Here is a 1,235-nt window from a genome sequence, read left to right as displayed (position 1 = left end):
CTGCAGATCTTGCTGGATGCAAAATAACGGTCTACTTTTATAAGATGTTTTCCGCGCTCTTCCAGCTTGTATCCAAGCATGGACAGAAACTGCCCGTACCCGTTATCCTGCACGCCTTTCCCAAGATGCAGGCCTCCGGACATTCCCTTCAGGTTCAGATCTTCCACGCATACTGCATCATATCTTTCAGCAAGCTCCCTGCTGAGCTTATGCTGGAAATCTTTTCTCTGGTTCTTTATCTTTTCATGACATAAAGCTACCCTTTTTTTCTGTTTCTGATAGTTCCGGCTTTCTTTTTCACAGTGGGAGAGCTTTCTCTGTTCTCTTGCAAGTTTTTTCTCTGCTTTTCTGTAAAACATAGGGTACCCGGCTCTTTCTCCTGTAGAAAATACACACATTCCCTGCATGGCAAAATCGATCCCAAGAAATCTCTCTGCCGGTCTTTTTTCCACGGTTTGGTTCTCACAGCAGAACAAAAGACTTGCAAAATATTTCCCGGATGGCTCACGGCTCACAGTTACGGATCTCAGCTTCCAGTCTGACGGAATCTGCCGGTGGAGTTTTATCTTTATGGCAGCCATCTTCGGAAGCTTCAGATGGCTATCCTGCAAAAGGATATTCCCGTTTACTGCATTGGTCGTATACGAATTTCTTGTATGCTTCTTTGATTTATAACGTGGAAATCCGCAGGATGGTTCCCGGAAGAACTTCCGGAACGCACTTTCCAGATGCAGCTGCACATTCGCCAGGGCAAGGGAGTCTACCTCCTTCAGCCAGGGATATTCCTTCTTATATCCGGCCGGTGTGTTCCGGAGCATCTTTTTTTCTTTCTGGTAATAGCTGATCTTATCTGCAAGCATCTGGTTATAGATAAAGCGGCTGCAGCCGATTGTTTGCTCTATCTGAACTCTCTGCTCTTTATTTGGATAGATCCTTATTTTTACGGCGCGGTTCATTCTTCTCACCTTCTGTATTTTATAACCATCACCAGGTGATAGTATAGTAGAAATACTGAATGGGAATTATTGTCTAATTCCATTATATTTATCATTCATTTTCTTTTATCGACTGATATGTATTTATGAACTAATTGTTCTTTTTTAGTATACTACATCAGGGGATGGAGAACAAGTGTTTCTTTTGTACTATAGGGATTTTTTGAGCAGATATGCCCAGATGTGCAATTCATCTCACCACCTGAAGAGGTGGGAGAATTCTTGCTACATTTGTTAAAA

At 42.5% G+C, this 1,235-nt stretch carries 1 protein-coding gene and 1 pseudogene; both read right to left on the bottom strand.

Translation table 11 applies throughout. The features are described from left to right. The coding region (locus NE671_RS15670; RefSeq protein WP_256164159.1) for a transposase at positions 1–956 on the bottom strand (956 nt) is incomplete at its 3' end. Positions 957–964: 8 nt separating this feature from the next. Next, positions 965–1,039 (bottom strand): annotated as a pseudogene (locus NE671_RS15665) (IS200/IS605 family transposase); the annotation flags it as partial. Positions 1,040–1,235: the final 196 nt, after the last annotated feature.

The sequence above is a fragment of the Blautia sp. DFI.9.10 genome (assembly GCF_024461705.1).
In the GTDB taxonomy this organism is placed as follows: Bacteria; Bacillota; Clostridia; order Lachnospirales; family Lachnospiraceae; genus Blautia_A; species Blautia_A fusiformis.
This window is presented reverse-complemented; position numbering and strand designations above follow the sequence as displayed.